This window comes from Halanaerobium saccharolyticum (assembly GCF_004362045.1).
Lineage (GTDB): Bacteria > Bacillota > Halanaerobiia > Halanaerobiales > Halanaerobiaceae > Halanaerobium > Halanaerobium saccharolyticum_C.
In genome coordinates this window covers 252045-269078 of sequence record NZ_SNWX01000002.1, presented here as the reverse complement: position 1 = coordinate 269078, position 17034 = coordinate 252045, and the positions used below count along the sequence as shown (strand labels likewise).

11 protein-coding genes are annotated in these 17034 nt (G+C 37.9%); all 11 read right to left on the bottom strand.

Features of this window, described 5'->3' with window-relative positions; all coding sequences use genetic code 11:
• Positions 1–91 precede the first annotated feature (91 nt).
• A complete protein-coding gene (locus DFR79_RS02625; RefSeq protein ID WP_133513944.1) occupies positions 92–3709 on the bottom strand; it encodes a 5'-nucleotidase C-terminal domain-containing protein in 3618 nt (1205 codons plus the stop codon).
• Positions 3710–3879: 170 nt separating this feature from the next.
• Positions 3880–4980, bottom strand: coding sequence for a Gfo/Idh/MocA family protein (locus DFR79_RS02620; protein ID WP_133513943.1), 1101 nt, complete (start codon positions 4978–4980; stop codon positions 3880–3882).
• Positions 4964–6094, bottom strand: coding sequence for an aminotransferase (locus DFR79_RS02615; protein ID WP_133513942.1), 1131 nt, complete (start codon positions 6092–6094; stop codon positions 4964–4966). Before DFR79_RS02615 ends, DFR79_RS02620 begins: the two co-directional genes overlap by 17 nt.
• Positions 6095–6265: 171 nt before the next feature.
• A complete protein-coding gene (locus tag DFR79_RS02610; RefSeq protein WP_133513941.1) occupies positions 6266–7108 on the bottom strand; it encodes a carbohydrate ABC transporter permease in 843 nt (280 codons plus the stop codon).
• Positions 7108–7974, bottom strand: coding sequence for a carbohydrate ABC transporter permease (locus DFR79_RS02605; RefSeq protein WP_133513940.1), 867 nt, complete (start codon positions 7972–7974; stop codon positions 7108–7110). Before DFR79_RS02605 ends, DFR79_RS02610 begins: the two co-directional genes overlap by 1 nt.
• Before the next feature lie 105 nt (positions 7975–8079).
• On the bottom strand, positions 8080–9327 hold the full coding sequence (locus DFR79_RS02600) for an ABC transporter substrate-binding protein (RefSeq protein WP_133513939.1): 1248 nt from the start codon (positions 9325–9327) through the stop codon (positions 8080–8082).
• A gap of 144 nt (positions 9328–9471) precedes the next feature.
• Positions 9472–10476, bottom strand: a complete 1005-nt coding sequence (locus DFR79_RS02595) for a LacI family DNA-binding transcriptional regulator (protein WP_133513938.1) — start codon at positions 10474–10476, stop codon at positions 9472–9474.
• Between the two features lie 87 nt (positions 10477–10563).
• On the bottom strand, positions 10564–11877 hold the full coding sequence (locus tag DFR79_RS02590) for an alpha/beta hydrolase family protein (protein ID WP_133513937.1): 1314 nt from the start codon (positions 11875–11877) through the stop codon (positions 10564–10566).
• Positions 11878–11971: 94 nt separating this feature from the next.
• A complete protein-coding gene (locus DFR79_RS02585) occupies positions 11972–15046 on the bottom strand; it encodes a glycoside hydrolase family 2 TIM barrel-domain containing protein (RefSeq protein ID WP_133513936.1) in 3075 nt (1024 codons plus the stop codon).
• 196 nt (positions 15047–15242) lie between these two features.
• A complete protein-coding gene (locus DFR79_RS02580) occupies positions 15243–16076 on the bottom strand; it encodes a carbohydrate ABC transporter permease (protein ID WP_133513935.1) in 834 nt (277 codons plus the stop codon).
• A 3-nt stretch (positions 16077–16079) separates the two neighbouring features.
• Positions 16080–16970: a carbohydrate ABC transporter permease gene (locus DFR79_RS02575; RefSeq protein WP_133513934.1), complete on the bottom strand. Its 891-nt coding sequence runs from the start codon at positions 16968–16970 to the stop codon at positions 16080–16082.
• Positions 16971–17034: the final 64 nt, after the last annotated feature.

The window sequence follows — 17034 nt, the reverse complement described above, 5'->3', positions numbered from 1 at the left end:
GTACCCGGTACCCTACCCAAAAAAAGCAGGACAGCACCTCTTTAAAAAGGATGCTGCCCTCTAAGCTCAATTGAAACAATTATTTGTCTATTTAAGCAGCATTTCTGATTCTTAGAGCTGCTGACTGATCTACTTCTATTACTCTCTGAGCAGGATCCACTTTAATTTCCTCCAGTTCACGCAGATGCTCAATTAAGGCATCTCTCACTTTAATATAGCTATCTGTAAAATCAACTTCAGTAAAGGTAGCAAATCCATCTCCACCTTCTGCAAGGAAATTATTTGTGGCAACTGTATACTCTTTATCCATTTTAAGTGGAGTACCATCGGGAAGAGTTACAGCTACTACCCGCTCATACTCAGGCTTATTTTTATCATATTTTACCCTTAAACCGGAAAGCTGAAGCATCCCTTTTTCAAAGGTAAAGCTCTGCTCCAAAATTGATACGATCTGTTTTCCGGTCATTTCCCCAGTTACAATTGTATTTCCAAAGGGCAGCAGTTCATAAATATGACCCACATTAACCTCTCCCTCAGGCAGATCAATTCTTAATCCACCCGGGTTCTGGAAGGCAATATCAGCATTTACTTCCTGAGCCATTGCATCAGTAGTTAGAGCACCTATTTTAGAAATTTTATCATAGCTGCTGACTAATTTTTGCTCAGTCTCAATCAGAACTTCCGACATAATTGGTTCCAATTCTTTTTGATATTTACTGACCATTTCTTCAATTTTGGGATCCTTTTCCAGATCAATTACACTTTTACGAACTGGATGGCTCATTGGAACTGCATTATATATTTCACCTGTCTTTTCACTTACAAAGAATCGTAGATTACCCAGCTCACGCCCGTGCTTATAAGCTTCTACAATTGGATTGCCATTAACAACGGCAGTTACTGTATGATGACTGTGACCGCCAACTATACCTGTAACATCAACTTTCTTAGCTGCTTCTACCAATTCTCCACTTACCTGACCACTATCATAATCAGTTGTTCCAGGAAGATGACTGACAACTATTATCATTTCTGCTCCCTGTTCTCTTAAGCGGGCACTGTACTTTTCAATAGCTGCCGCTGGATCAGTAAATTTAAGCTCAGCGATATTGGAAGGCATTGTGGTACCCTTAGTATCAGGTGTTGAAATACCGATCAAACCAATTTTGACTCCATCAGCTGGAATCATACGGGTTGGCTGAGCCCATTCAACTAATTCACCAGTATTTTTATTAACGATATTGGCTGCCACCAGGGGGAAATATGTCTGCTCATTTATCCGCTTCAATTCTTCAATTCCCCAGTCAAATTCGTGGTTACCTACAGCCTGTGCTACATAACGGGCATGATTCATAAACTTAATTACCGGTTTTGCATTATTAAGACTGGAAATTGGTGTTCCCTGATAGGCATCTCCACCATCAACCAGAATTGTGCCTTTTGGATTAGCACCACGATAGTGATTAATTGCACCCATCAGCTTAGCTGCTCCTGCTTCATAACCAGCTTCCATCTTGCCGTGGAAATCATTTGTCGAAAGCACATCTATCTGCTTATAATTATCCCGAACTCTGTAAAGCATTGCTGCCATTTCTCCAAATGTCATGGCTGTCCTGGGAGCAAGAGTATTATCTGCTCTACCGACTAAGAATCCCATTTCAACTGCTAAAGCGAGCCTATCTTTATCCCTTAAATTTCTTGTTATTTTACTTTCATCTTTAAACTGATCTAAAACAGAAGGGTCTGCCTCATCTGCAATTCTCATTGCCTTAATTAACATTACAGCAGCGTCTTCTCGAGTCAGCACTTTATCTGCTTCAAAATTACCATTATTCTTTTCAACCAGTCCTGCCATCAGGGCAGCTTCGGCAAAAGCTAATTCTTTTCCTTCCAGACCTTTAAATGTTGGCTCTTCAACGTTTTCTGGAATATCATAATTAAACATTCTGATTAGAGCCTTTGTCAGGTCCATCTTTGTCAGCTTTTTTTCTAAATTGATACTGGCTGCATTCCAGGAACGATTAATAGCAGGTATTTTCAAAATATCATTGTTTATTAAGGAAAGGGCTTCTTCTTTATGAGGATGATCTAAATCAGCACCAATGATTTCCCAGTTATGATCAACAATCTGTTCAGGATCAATGGTTTCTTTCTGATCGATATAGTCAATAATCATTTCTCTAATTCCCTCTTCTGATTTAAAATAAGGTTGATTAGAAAAAATACCGGCTGACTTCATTCCACTGTAGCGGTAGTTGTTAACTGCCAGCTTGAATGTCTGATCATCTCTGACCGGTTTCCCTTTAAATCTTAAGTCTTTGATCCTCTGACCTACAGGTTCAGAAATATCAATCCTGTAGTCCACACCCTGGAACATATCATAAGAATAACCGCGCATTTCCGGGTCAAAGCTGATTGTTACATCTCCAGGCTGATATTTATTATAATAGGCAGCCCTAGATTCCATAAATTCTTTTAATTCACTGCCACTTACTTCTACTGCATAAAGGGTGTTGCTGTATTTATAAATACGAGCAGCATCTTTAATTGAAACTGGTCCTTTATTAATAGTAGAATCTGAATCAAATAAAGCAGCCGAGGAAATATCTGCATCAGTATTTGCCAGCTGAACTTCGTTTATTAAATCTACTAAAGCGGTATCCATTATCTGAGCAGAAGGAATACCTTCTACTGGATCTGCAGGTCGGAAGTCTCCCGCTGCATAACCAATTGGTGTATTTACATATTCTACTACTTCTTTGTGATAAGGTTCAGCAGCTGCCAGAGTTTCTGGATCTGCCTTATAATTTTCAGCCTCCAGATGAGTACCTTCTTTTTTGGTGACAACCCACTCACCATTTTCTTCCTCGACTGTCAGTTTGATTTTAGAAGCCTGTTCCCCCGCATCTGCTGCTGCCATGACCAGTACACCATTTATTACTTCGTTGACTGTTTCATGATCATGACCGGTAATCATTAAATCAATACCGGGATTATTTTCTGCCACCTTGCGGGCTCTGTCTCCCTCAGTTGGATCATGACGTCCTTCTAAACCGGCATGGACCAGAGCAATAATAACATCTGCTTTCTCTTCTAATTCCGGCAGATACTCTGCTGCAGCCTTGTCCATATCTTTAAATTCTAAACTTCTTACCTTGTCCCCATCCCAGAGCGGAATATTGGTTGTGGTTAAGCCCAGAATTCCAATTTTAACTCCATCAATTTCTTTGATTGTATAAGGTTTAACAAATGTTTCACCTGTTTTTTTAACTATAGTATTGGCAGATAAAATAGGAAATTCGGCATCTTCTAAAATTTCCTGCTGGGTTTCTAATCCAAAATTAAACTCATGGTTACCCAGAGTCATCGCACTATAGCCCATGTGGTTCATTACTTTCATCACTGGATGAACTACATCACGGCGGTCTTTAAAAAGTGCAGTCATCGTGTTTCCCTGAATCGTATCACCTGCATCTACTAAAAGAAGATTGGGGTTCTCCTGCCTGGCTTCTTTTACCATTGAAGCTATTCTGGCCAGACCTATATCAGCTTCTTCCCCTATTTTATAGGACCAGGGGTAAATTGCACCATGAATATCACTGGTTGCAATCACCGTTAATTCTTTTGCCGAAATTATTCCCCCGATGAGCAGAACAAAACTCAAAGCCAAAATTAAAGTCAGCATCAATTTTTTCTTTTTAATAAACAATCTAATTCCCCCTCTTAAAATTTGAGATTAAAATAGAAAAATTCAGACTTTTGCAAATTAAAGCGCTAAAATTTACTATTTCTTCTATATATTATATTCTACATAAAAAACAGAACTCCTGCTCAAGTTTTTGGTACCGGGTACTTAGAAATTTTTTCCAAAATAATTCCCTAATAGGAACTCCAGATCTGATTTTCAGTCTCAATTTTTCCCTTTTTCTGAAAAGTGTCTTCGATCATTAAAGCTAAATACTGATCCTGAGAAGCTTCCGCTAAAGAATAAAAACTGTTTCCGGTTTCTAAAAACTGCTTCATTTTAACTAAAGCTGCTGCCACAGCAATCTCATCATCTGAAAATCTAGCCGGAAGAAATGGATTTTGATAGAGCCACTCTTCACCACAGGTTATTCCCTTTAGATAAAAACCTTCCAGATTCTGATTAATTCCGGCTTCTACTCTTTTTAACTCTAATTCAATTGGAGTCTGATAGTCTTTTAGATATTTTAAAGTTGAATTTTTTATCTCACCTTCACTGCCTCTAATCAAAATCTCCTGAGATCTAATCCAGGACCGATGCTGATCCCGCTCAAAATCATAAAAAGCTAATTTATCCTCAAAATTCAACAACGCCAACTCATGCTTTTTGCTTACAATTTCTCTTTTCTCCGGTGGGCCAGAACGATCAGGTCCTTTTACTATCGGATGTTCAAAACTTCGGGCCTCAATTTCTGCATTTTCAAATTCAATTCCCAGAGCCTTACGCAGCAGACTTACTGCATGATAGCCGTGGCTGATTGAAACTCGAGCATAATTAACTTCCCCCAGGTGTCCGGATTCAACAAGCTTAAAAATCGCCTGATGTAAGGGCTGAAGGTGATACTGTTCGGCAATCTGAATTGGATAATTTTTACCCAGTTTTTTATTCAACTTAATCAGTTCTGATAAATTAGCTGCCGGTGGAGTCTCAGCTAAAATTGGAATCCCGGATTCTGCCAGCTGCAAAATCACTTCCGCAGCTGCCTCTTTACTGATTGAAAGCACTACAAAATCTGGATTTTCATTTGCAAGCAGTTCTTCAGCTGATTGGTAGGGTTTAAAACCCCACTTGTTTCTAATCTCTTCTCGTTTACCGGCTCTACTGCTGACAACACCTGAGACTTCAAACTGTTCCGGCAGAGCTCTGGCAATTCTTAAGAAAAATTCAGCCCGCCAGCCGATTCCGATAACCGCAAAATTTGTTTTTGGTACCGGGTACTTAGAAATTTTTTCCATTTTTATTCTCCTCCAGAAATTCTTCTAATAAAGCTAAACCATTTTTTAACACCGGTTCACTGCCGGCAAAACCAATTCTTAAAAATCCCTCTCTACCAAAGGCAATTCCGGGCACTACTAAAACTCCTTTTTCTGCCAATAATTTTTTAGCAAAGCTTTCAGAATCCAAATCCAGTTGGTATTTTAAAAAAGCAGTGGTCCCTCCATTTGGCTTAACATATTCAATTAATTCCTGACTCTGAACCCAGTCATCCAGAATCTGCAGCTGTTTTTTTACTTTTGTCAAATTTCTTGCCAGAATCTTTTCTTTATTCTCCAGGGCAATTACAGAAAGATAATCGGAAATCATGCTGTTGCTGATCGTTGTGTAATCCCGGTGCAGCTGACAGAGCTCAATTACCTCCTCCGGGCCAGCAATCCAGCCCATTCTCAGACCGGCCAGAGAAAAAACTTTGGACATACTGCCCACACTGATTCCCTTTTGATAAAGGTCAGCTATTGAAGGAATCTCTTCTTCCAGATTAAAACCCCGATATACCTCATCAGCCAGAATATAGGCATCGGCTGCTCTCGCTATTTCTACTATCTCTTCTAAAAGCTCCCTCTTGATTACTACTCCAGAAGGATTATTGGGATTATTGATTGCAATCAGCTTTGTTTTTTGACTGACCAGCGATTTTAATTTTTCTAAATCCGGCAGAAATCCATCTTCATATTTTAAGTCCAGCCTTTTAACCTCAGCCCCAAAAGATTCGGGAATGGAATAGAGCTGCTGATAGGTTGGGAAAACCGAAACGACTTCATCTCCGGCCTCGATTAGAGAGTACAGCAGAAGAAAGTTGGCTCCAATTGCTCCATGTGAGGGTAAAATATTCTCTGGTTCTACAGTTTCGTAAAGACTGCTCACTCCTTTTTTAAAAGCAGCTGAACCTTTAATATCCCCATAAGTAAGCTGCAGTTTCTTAATTTCCTCCAGCCTGGCCTCCGGATCATCACTAAAATTTAATAATTCTTCTATCGTCAGCGATTCAACACAGGTTTCTGCGATATTGTATTCAGCATCCATCTCATACTCGTTCATCCACTCTTCTACTTTAAATGGTGCTATTTTCATTTTTAGCCTCCAGTTTTGATTTATTTGTGAATTATTTCTTCTATACCAGGTACAAAAAGGACTTTTTGTACCTGGTACCAATCAATCTATTACTTTAATTTTATCAGATAAGTCAGAAAAACTCCACCAGATTATATCCAGCAGAGTTTTACTGAGAAGGGAGGTACAAATTTATTTTCCAGAGCCCATTGTCAGCCCACGGATAAAGTATTTCTGCAGGAAGACAAAAACTACAATTGTAGGAATAGTAGCCAGAATTGCTCCAGCCACCAGTACACTCCAGGAAGTAATAAAGTTTCCTTTGAGTGTGGCCAAACCTGCTGTAACAGGTTTTAATCTATCATCTCGCAGCAGAACCAGGGCCCAGATATAATCATTAAAAATCCAGGTGAATTCCAGCGTTGCCAGAGCCGCTATTGCAGGCAGAGAAAGTGGCATATAGATCTTATAAAATATTTTAAACTCAGAAGCTCCGTCTATTCTTGCTGCTTCAGACAGCTCTTCGGGGATTGTTATCATATAATTTCTTAAAAAGAAGGAGCAAAATCCCATCTGAAATACAGTGTGAATCATAATTAAGCCCCAATAACTGTTGTAAATGCCAAGATAATTGCTGAGCCTGAATACCGGAATTAAAAGGATCTGAAAAGGAATCAGCATTCCCCCAACAAACATTAAATAAATGAACATATTCCCCTTAAATTTATACTTTGCCAGAGCAAAACCTACCAGAGAAGATAAAGCAAGAGTTCCAATTAAAGAAGGTATAGTAATAATAAAACTATTTTTTAAATATGTATTTAAATTACCTTCTGACCAGGCAGTAAAGAAGTTTTTAAAAGTCACATTTTTCGGCAGGCTCCAGAAGCCGTTATTCATAATATCATCCATAGTTCTAATTGAAGTTAAAACTGCTCCAAAGATTGGTAAAAGCCAGACAATCGTAAAGACCAGCAGGGCAGCAAAAATTATTCCCTGTCTTATTCTCTTTTTTTGATGTATTGATAGTTCCATTATTCCAGCTCACCCTTCCTGATCTGACGTAAATACATGACAATAAATATAAACATGATAGCAAATAAAACTACTGCAATCGAAGCTCCGTAACCCATATTATAATTTTTAAAGGCCTCTGTATACATGTAGTGAGCTAAAACATTGGTAGAGTTAAATGGTCCACCTCTGGTCATCATGCTGACAAAGTCAAAGGCTCTTAAAGACTGAATCATGGTAATTACAATTACAATTACTGTAGTTGGTTTTAAAAGTGGTAATATAATATATCTAAAACGCTGCCAGGCAGAAGCACCATCAATCCGAGAAGCTTCGATAACTGTCGGAGAAATTGCTGTTAAACCGGATAAGAACAAAAGCATTACATAACCAGTATGCCGCCAGACTGCTGCTCCAATCACAGCATATAAAGCAGTGTTGGGGTTACTGAGCCAGCCCCTGGTTAATTCTTCCAGCCCTATATAAGTAAGAGTATTATTTAAAAGTCCACCCTGAGGCTGATAAATCCAGGACCAGATTAAACCAATAACAACTGGAGCTAAAATCATTGGTGAATAAATTGCCGCCTTATATCCTCTTGCCCACTTAATTTCTTTACTCAGTAGAATTGCTAAAAATAAGCCAATTACAACAGGAATTGCCATGAAAATGACCAGCCACTTAAAGTTATTGACCAGAGAAGTATAAAAAATAGGATCATTAAATAACTGTAGATAATTATCTATGCCCTGAAACTGAGGAGCAGTCATTCCATCCCACTCAGTTAGACTCAAATACATCGTATAGATTGTTGGGCCGATTACCCAGACTGTATAAAAAGCCAGAGGAATTGACAAAAAAGCCCAGGGTATATATTTTCTTTTCAAACTAACACCTCCAAAAATTTTCACCTGTGAGATTTAAAGATCCCACAGGTGAGATCTTAATTTATAGCTTAATATATCTTAGCTTTCAAAGTTTTATTATAATATTTAATCATTAATAAAGTTCTGACGATGTGCTTCCATTTCTTTCATAATGTTTCTGTAATCTTCTGGTGAATACCAGAATGCCATTAGAGAATTCATAGTTTTATCAGCAAGTTCAGGATCCATATCACGGTCATAGAACTGAGCCAGTTTATCAGTATTATCAATCATTTCTCTACCTTTAAGTGTCAATTTGTCATATACCTCAGCAGGCATATTCTTATTTGTTACTAGACGACCGAGGTCTTCAGCAAAAAGACGCTGTCCCTCTACAGAACCCAGGAAGGCTATAAAGTCTTTTGCTAATTCTGGATGTGGTGCTTTAGCTGGTACCATGAAACCATCTGTTGGCAAATCTTCAGCTACAGGAACACTTTTGTCCAAAATAGGGAAGCGAAAGAAGTTTAGGTCTTTGCTCACTTCTTCAGAAGTTGCATCTAAAATAAACTGTCCCATTAAATACATCGCTGCATCTCCATTTGACAGAAATCTTAATCCTTCCTGCCATGAGTAAGCTGCTGCATTTTCAACAAAGAAATCATTTTCAATTAGATACTTCCATTTTTTAAACACTTCTGCTACTCTTTCGTCAGTAAAAGGAATTTTCCCGGCCATTAAATCTTTATGGAAGTCAGCACCATTGATCCTTAAATTTAAATAGTCAAACCAGGCAGCTGCGGTCCAGCGAAACTTGGTTCCAATTGCAAAAGGTGTAATTCCATTTGCTTTTAATGTTTCACCAACCTCTAATAATTCCTCCCATGTTTGCGGTTCTTTTAGGCCATATTCTTTAAAAATTGACTCTCTGTAAAATACAGACCACCAGTAATAATTGTGAGGCAGAAAATATGCCTTGTCATTGAAAACACTAATACTTTTAAAAGCTTTTGGAAATTTTTCATAAAAATTTTCTTCTTTCCAAACATCAGAAATATCCATAACCAGACCCTTTTCAACAAAGTAAGCCGCTCTGTTACCAGCAAACCAGCTGAATACATCTGGTGGATTATCAGAAGTTAACCAAATTCTGATTGCCTGCTTAAAATCTTCGTGAGCTGTTATGTTTAATTGAACATCAACATCAGGATTCATTTCTTCATACTTAGCCACCAATTCTTTCATTGCTTTTCTTGGTGCCGGGTCACTAGTGTAGGTATTGACAACTAATTTTTCTTGAGCTGCTGCTGAAAAAGACAAAACCATAATCATCACTAAAGTAATTGTAATAAGTGAAAAATTCTTAAAATTCATTTAAAAATAACCCCCTTTTGATTTTTAAAAAAATAAATTTAAACGTTTTAAATTTTGTTTAAAATACCCCCTCCTTTATTCGACAAAACCTACAAGTACCAGGCACCTGTACTTTTTTTGCTTTTTGTCGAATTCTAATTTTATTTAAGCTTTCCAACTAGAATCTCTAATTACTAATTCTGTCGGAAAGATAAAAAACTTTTCTTTTGGGCTTAAAGTCTGTCCTGATATCCTCTTCAGCAAAATTTCTGCTGCTTTTTTCCCCATCTGACTAACAGGTATATTAACCGTAGTCAGTGAAGGATTATAGAAATTGGCCATTTTAATATTATCTATTCCAATAACTGAAATTTCTTCTGGAACCTTAACTTTCTCAGCGATTAAGGCCTGAATAACACCAATCGCAATTTCATCATTTAAACAGACTACAGCTTCGGGTTTATTTTTTCTGGCAGCTATCTTCTCACCAACAGTATAACCACCTTCCATCTTCAAATAATCATAATAAACATTTTTATCTTTTAAATCCAGTCCGTGTTTCATTAAAGCACTTTTAAAACCATTTAATCTTTCCACACTCTGACCGGCAAAAGCAAGTTCTTTGTGTCCCAGTGAAATTAGATAGTCGGCCGCCTGATAGGCAGCATGATAAACATCACTTTTTACAACAGGAATAAGATCATGGTCAACACCATCGCGGTCTACATAGACAACAGGTATATTCTCTTCTACAAGTTTGATAATTAGCTCATTATGCTGAGCCATCATATCTCCCACACAGGCAAATATTGCGCCATCGACCTGACCAGAACGAAACATATTAATGTATCGCAGCTCTTCTTCACTCTGGTAATCAGTACTGCATAAAATAACATTAAAATCCTGGCTGCGTACATAATCCTTAATTGATTGGGCCAGTTCAGCAAAAAATGGGTTAACTACTTCCGGTATTACCAGTCCAATTGTTTTGGTTGATTTTTTAACTAAAGCTCTCGCTCTGGCATTGGGGACATAGTTAAGTTTATCTGCTATTCTCTTGATCTTTAACTTTGTATCTTTATTAACTTTATCACTATTATTTAGTGCAAGTGAAACAGTTGCCAGCGAAACTCCTGCTTTTCTGGCAATATCATTTAAAGTTACAGCCATATAATCGCCCTCTTTTAAAACGTTTAAATTAACATATTTATATAATAACAAATTTTCATACAATTTGCAAGATTTATCTTTAATTTTTTATTCAGCTTTTTTAAAATGCAGTTCCATTCCTAATGCTGTTCTTTTTGGAAAACCAATCCAGTGAGTGTGATCTTCTGTAAATGACCCATCCTGATTCTGGTCCCAGATTCCCTGATTCGAATTAGTAATTAAATCTAAATACTCTTCATAGTTTTTACCTTTAATATAAATCCCCATAAAAGCTGTTGCAAAATGCTGCATGATATTATTTAAACGCCTATTATCCCAGACAGGCTCATTATAACGCATTAAATCTGCAGCAGTCATCTCAACAGAAACGAGAGGACTTACTCCATAGGCATTGGGAGCAATATTATGTCTGGCATTTTTAAAAGTTAATAGATAGCGGTCTGAATTAACCGCCCAGTCAAATAATCTTTTTGTCCCGTTTTGATAACCGGAAACATCATCCTGATCCCCGGCAGCAAAAAATGTAGGAACTTCTAAACCTTTCATGGTTTCCTGATTCCAGAAACCGTTATTTGCTCCCCAGGGAGCCATTGCAAAAACAGCTTTAATTCTATCATCCAGTGAGTTTTTATATGCTTCATTTCCAGCCTGTCTGATTTTCAAATGACCACCAGGTACACCCCAGTTTAAATTAACTGCCGACTCAGTATAACCGGCTCCAGCTGCATTGATTACACCATAACCACCCATAGAATAACCAATCAAGCCTGTCTTGTCAGCATTTACCGCCTCAGCTAAGAAATGATTGCTGTCAGCTTCTGCAAATTGAGAAATTTTATCAAGTGTGAATTCAATGTCTAAAGGACGATTGAGTAAGGTACTGGCAAATCCTGCCTGATCCCTGACAGTGGATTCGGTGTGGCTGATTGCAGCTACAACATAACCTCTGGAAGCCAGATTTTCTGCCAGATAGGACATCATATATCTGGTGCCGGGATAACCGTGAGAAATTATGATTAGGGGATATTCTCCTTCAGATCTATCCAACTCTGCTTCTCGTAAAGCTCTCCCTTTATAGATAAGGGCTTCATTTTTAAAATAATGATCTTTATATCTGGTCATTTCTTTTCTTGCTGCCGGAATTTCCGCCGGATACCAGATCTCGAGGGTTAAGGCACGGTCATAAGTTGGATTTTCATTCTTTTCCGAAAAACTCAGGATATCGATTTGGTCCTGATTTACAATTTCCAGAGTCCTGACTCCAACTTTATAGTCTCCCCTTGCAGCTAATTCCGGGGCATCAGGCATCAAATCTCCAATCAAAAAATCAGCCTCCTCTGCAGCAGCGGTTAAACTTAAGGCACAGATTAAAATAATCGAAATAATAAGAGTACTTTTCATTAAAAACATCTCCTCTTGAATTATTTTAAAAGGTTTTAATTAATTTTATTACTGACTGTCCGCTAATTAAGCAGACAGCCAGTGTATTTAATTATTAATAATCTATTCCCTTAAATTTAATCTGGAATTCAAAATCTTTTACTTTCAGCGCATATTTCTCCAGGGCTTTTGGTCCACAGGAAGTACTTCCCAGACCTCGATTTCGATGGATTAATTCCAGATGAATTTCATCTCTATAGGGAAGTTCACAGTCGTGATCAGCCAGCTCCAGATCTTTTTTACTGTAACAGTGAGCAGTAAAATCAAATTTATTGGAGTTATAGAATTCAATTCCAGCTCCAACTCTATTTTTTAACTGCATCCATTTAGTCTCAGACCGATTTCCATTATCCTGGGGATAGACATAAGGTGTATGCAGTTCTCCCACTTTTTTAGTAAAGAAATCAATATAAGCTGCTCTTTTACTGTCCGGATATGATTCTCCCGGTCCTTTACCAAACCAGCTAATCTGCTCTAAATCCTGACTTAACTCCAGTTCCAGAGCAATTCTTGGTAGTGAATGCTCTTTTTGATCTGCAAATCCACCGGCAGCGGTAACCTCAACTTCTCCATTATTGTAAATCTTATATTCAAGACTGGCTCTGATAATTAAATCCTTAGCTGCTGGAGCAAGTGTATATTTGCTTTTGATTATAACATAAGTAGGTTTAACTTCTACAACTTTGAGCAGTTCCAGCCGCTGTCTTAACTTATCAATACCCTCTTCTTGCCAGGCAGTTGTATAATTATGGGTAACTTCTGTATTATCATTATCAATTGGCGCTCTCCAGAAATTAAGCTCAGGTCCTTTTTCGATAATTCTTTTGCCTCGATAATTATAATCACTGAGCTGACCACTGGCTTTATTAAAGTAAATCTTAAAATCACTGCCGTCAATTTTTAAGTAAAGATCACTTTCCTGGATAGTTAACTCCTTATTTTGGGAATGACTTTCAGCCGGGTGATAGAGACGGTCAAAAACAAATGGTAATTTGAACTGTTTAAAAGTAATCTCATGTCCGGGTTCTGCCCAATTTTTCTTATTCTTCAGCACAATCCTGAAATTAATGTAACTGTCAGCCGGTAGATTGGCGCCAATTTCTCTTCCCTTTTCTTCAATCAGAAGCTCCAGATTATCCAGCTGAAGACCTCTGACTCTGAATTCGTTAACCTCTCCTGCTTTTAACTCGAAATCCTGACTGCCGCTTTCGATTACTCTGCCGGCAGTTTTAACTTCCCAATTCAGCTGATAATCTGAGCTGTCTATAAAGTCAAATTGATTTTCTATTGTAACTACAGCATCTTTAAAATTAAAATCTTTAATCTTAAATGGGGCCATCACATACTTATATTCTTTTAGGCCGGGCGAAGGAGTGCGGTCTGGAAATACAAGCCCGTTGATGTTAAAATTTTTATCATGGGGCTCTTCTCCAAAGTCTCCACCATAGGTATAGCAGATTTCTCCCCCGGCGTTCTCAACTGCAATTCCCTGATCAAGCCAGTCCCAGATAAATCCTCCCTGAGCGGAAGGGTGCTCATAAAAGACTTCCCAGTATTCCTTAAGTTCACCCGGACCATTCCCCATTGCATGAGCATATTCACAGAGGATAACCGGTTTTTCCTGTTTTTTTGCAAGTTCTGCAGTCTGCTCAATTGTAGGGTACATTGGTCCAATGATATCAACGACTTCCTGCTTGCGATCACCTTCATAATGGATAGGACGAGTCGGATCAAGTCTGCGGGTCAGCTCCGTCATTTTGCGGTGATTGTCACCAAAACCTGACTCATTCCCTAAAGACCAGATTATGATAGAGGGATGGTTTTTATAATGCTCGACCATTCTATCCATCCGATCCACAAAAGCTGCTGTCCACTCCCTGGAATCTGCCAGCTCATCCCAGCGGCCAACCGGTTCCATACCGTGACATTCTATGTCTGTTTCTGCCAGTACATAAAGTCCATACTTATCACAGAGCTCGTAAAAATAGGGGTGGTTTGGATAATGGGCTGTCCGGACTGCATTGATATTGTGCTGCTTCATCAGCAGTACATCTTTTTCCATCTGGGCTCTGCTGACAGTCCGTCCCAGATCTGGATCAAAATCATGTCTGTTGACTCCTCTGATCATTACAGGTTCTCCATTAACCAGCAGCTGGGCATCTTTGATTTCAACTGTTCTAAAAGCAGCTTTCTGTCTGATAGTCTGGATTGTTTCTCCTTCTGGATCTAAAAGTTCAACCTCCAGCTGATAAAGATACGGATTTTCGGCTGACCAGGGTACTGGCTCAGTTATTTCTAAATCAGTTTCAAATTTTTTAAGCCTGGTCTTTTTTAAAGCTGGCAGTTCCAGTATTTTGTCTGCTGCCTTAACTCCCTGATCATAAAGGTTAATTTTTATTTTACCTCCTGCTGGAATAAATTCCTGGTAGGAAAGCACCTCAAAATCACAGTTAAGAATTCCAATTTCCTGATTTCTTTTAAATTCACTTTCAATCTTAAAATCTTCAATCTGAAAAAATGGCTGAGAATAGAGATAAACATCCCTGAAAATGCCGCTCAACCACCACATGTCCTGATCCTCTAAATAACTTCCATCTGACCACTTGAGAACCTTAACTGCCAGAATGTTGGCTCCACCATAATTTAAATGTTTAGTTAAATCAAATTCTGCCGCCAGTCTGCTTCCCTGGCTGTAGCCAATATATTCCCCGTTTAACCAGAGATAAAAAGCCGAATCAACTCCTTCAAAACGAATAAGATTCTGCTCACCTTCCCGGTCCGGACTCAGATAAAATTTGCGGCGATAAAGACCGGCCGGATTTTCTGAAGGTACCTTTGGTGGTTCTACGGGAAATGGATAATTCACATTGGTATAATGTGGTCTATCATAACCCTGAAGCTGCCAATTAGAGGGGACAGTAATTGTATCCCAGTCGACAGTAGAAAAATCTTTTCTGTAAAAGTCCTGCTGATATGTATTATGGTTTGAGAGATACTTAAAATCCCACTCTCCATTTAATGATTGAAAATTATAGTCTTTTAATGTCTGCTGATCTAAAAAGAAAATACGATTTGCATTTGGTAGACGCTTATTAACTGCAAAAATTGTTGGATCTTCCCATTCTTTCATTTAACTCACCTCTTCTAATATTTTTTATTTTAAACGCTTTTAATTACTAATCTCATTATATGACACTTTTAACTTTTTATCATCCTTTTGCGAGTCTTAATTATTAATTATCCAATTTCCTCAATTAAATTATTAATATCTGCTTAAATAATTAAAGCTTCAGCCTATTTTGCTCTGCAGCTGAAGCCATAATCTCTTAGCCTTTGAGAGCTCCCATTGTAATTCCTGAGATAATGTATTTCTGGAAATAGAGGAAAATAATTATCAGAGGTGCTGTTGACATTGTGGCTGCTGCCATAATGTGGTGCAGGGGTATTCCAAACTGCTGGCCCTGCAGCTGAGCGATAGCCACCGGAACAGTATACATAATTGTTTTGTTTGTTACAATCAGAGGCCAGAAAAACAGGTTATAATTATTCATAAAGTAGATTGTTCCCAGTGCTGCCACAGCAGGTTTGATGACCGGCAAAATAATCTGAAAGAAAATCCTGAATTCTCCACAGCCGTCAATCCGGGCTGCTTCGATCAGATCATCGGGAATCCCATCAATATACTGTTTGAGCATAAATAAACCAAAGCCCTGAGCAGCAAATGGTAAAATCAAGGCCGGATAGGAGTTAATCCAGCCGATCTGAGCCATTAAAATATATAAGGGGATTGCCAGTACCTGCATTGGAATCATCATCGTTGATAAAATTACAGCAAAAAACAATCTTCTCCCTGGAGCTTCTCTATACTTTGACAGCGCATAACCACCAGTTGCAGAGATAAAGACTCCAAAAAAAGTATACATAAAGGCAACAAAAAATGAGTTAAAGAGATTTCTACCATAAGGTAAAGTGTCAAATACATCTACATAATTATTCCACATTATATTATCTGGAAACAAACTGGGAGGATAAGCTGAGATTTCAGCCAGAGTTTTAAAAGATGAAGAAATCATCCAAAAAAAAGGGAATAAAGAGATAATAACTCCTGTGATCAGTAAAATATAAAATATAATTGTTGTTATTTTATCTTTTGTAAACATTGCTTAAATTCCCTCCTCGCCGGAACCAATTTTAATCTGAAAATATGAAGCTACAAAGATAATAGCAAATAAGACATAGGATAAAGCTGAAGCATATCCCATTCTAAACTGCTGAAAACCGGCATTATATAAATACTGGACCACAGATAATGAAGACTGCATGGGTCCTCCACCGGTCATAATATAAGGCTCGGTAAAAATCTGAAAAGAACCAATTGTGGAAAGGATAAAAGTAAAAAGAATAATTGGTCTCATCATGGGGACTGTAATATAGAAAAATTTCTGTAAAGTACTTCCTCCATCTATCTCCGCTGCTTCATACAAATCTTCTGGTATGTTCTGCAGTCCAGCCAGCATTATAATTGTATTATAACCGACCCAGCGCCAGGTAAGCACAATGACGATTGAAATTTTGGACCAGGCTGTACTGGTTAAAAAGCGAATTTTTTCAAAACCAATACTTTCAATAAAAAAGTTAACCAGACCAAAAGTTCCATCTAATAAAATAGTAAAAATAACTCCAACTACTACGGTGGAGGTAACAAATGGCATAAAATAACCAACTCTAAAATATTTTAAAAATTTAACTTCCTTTTTATTTAACATCACCGCTAAAATAAGAGCAAAACCCAGAATCAAGGGTGTACTTGTCAGCCACATAAAAGTGGTATTGTATAAGGCTGTATGAAATGTAGAGTCTGTCAAAATGTCTAAATAATTACCAAAACCAATAAAAACAGCCTTTCCCAGACCACCCCAGTCATGGAGGCTCATATAAAAAGAAAATAAAATAGGGAAAAGCATAAACAGAGAAAAAAACAATAAAAAAGGAACTAAAAAATAATAAAAATGCCGATTATCTTTAATTTTCTGCCAGGTATTTTTAATTTCCAATGATTATTCACCATCCTTTTAAGAAAGCAGGGTCAGACTGACCCTGCTTTAAAGATTACTTATT

Excerpts from the sequence above, each read along its gene's own strand:
- DFR79_RS02620 (WP_133513943.1), bottom strand. The coding sequence starts at position 4,980 with ATGGAAAAAATTTCTAAGTACCCGGTACCAAAAACAAATTTTGCGGTT.
- DFR79_RS02615 (WP_133513942.1), bottom strand. The coding sequence starts at position 6,094 with ATGAAAATAGCACCATTTAAAGTAGAAGAGTGGATGAACGAGTATGAG.
- DFR79_RS02610 (WP_133513941.1), bottom strand. The coding sequence starts at position 7,108 with ATGGAACTATCAATACATCAAAAAAAGAGAATAAGACAGGGAATAATT.
- DFR79_RS02600 (WP_133513939.1), bottom strand. The coding sequence starts at position 9,327 with ATGAATTTTAAGAATTTTTCACTTATTACAATTACTTTAGTGATGATT.
- DFR79_RS02595 (WP_133513938.1), bottom strand. The coding sequence starts at position 10,476 with ATGGCTGTAACTTTAAATGATATTGCCAGAAAAGCAGGAGTTTCGCTG.
- DFR79_RS02590 (WP_133513937.1), bottom strand. The coding sequence starts at position 11,877 with ATGAAAAGTACTCTTATTATTTCGATTATTTTAATCTGTGCCTTAAGT.
- DFR79_RS02585 (WP_133513936.1), bottom strand. The coding sequence starts at position 15,046 with ATGAAAGAATGGGAAGATCCAACAATTTTTGCAGTTAATAAGCGTCTA.
- DFR79_RS02580 (WP_133513935.1), bottom strand. The coding sequence starts at position 16,076 with ATGTTTACAAAAGATAAAATAACAACAATTATATTTTATATTTTACTG.